The following is a 251-nucleotide window of genomic DNA, read 5'->3' as shown; positions in this document are numbered from 1 at the left end:
AACGCGCGTGCTTGAAAGCATTGCAGCCAGTCAACACCGGTTGCTACGGAAAGCAGATATGGAGAATGAATCGTACCTCTACAAGGCCGCATTGTCTGAACTTCGTACAGAAATCCAGTTACTCCGTAGACAGGACTTGCAGCTGCTGCAGGCGGAAGCATCGGCTGTCACCCACGAAGTCGAGTCGGTCGGGCAGAAGCTCAATGAAGATATCGCCATCATGAAGAACGAGATTGTATTGGATACCAACA

1 protein-coding gene is annotated in these 251 nt (G+C 50.6%); it reads left to right on the top strand.

The features are described from left to right. Positions 1 to 251, top strand: a 251-nt coding sequence (locus tag PZC42_RS25070) for a coiled-coil domain-containing protein (protein WP_277214366.1), incomplete at both ends; no start/stop codon positions are given.

Source organism: Isoptericola croceus (genome assembly GCF_029382255.1).
Lineage (GTDB): Bacteria > Actinomycetota > Actinomycetes > Actinomycetales > Cellulomonadaceae > Isoptericola > Isoptericola croceus.
The sequence above is the reverse complement of the archived record's forward strand: the minus strand, read 5'-3'. Positions and strand labels throughout refer to the sequence as shown.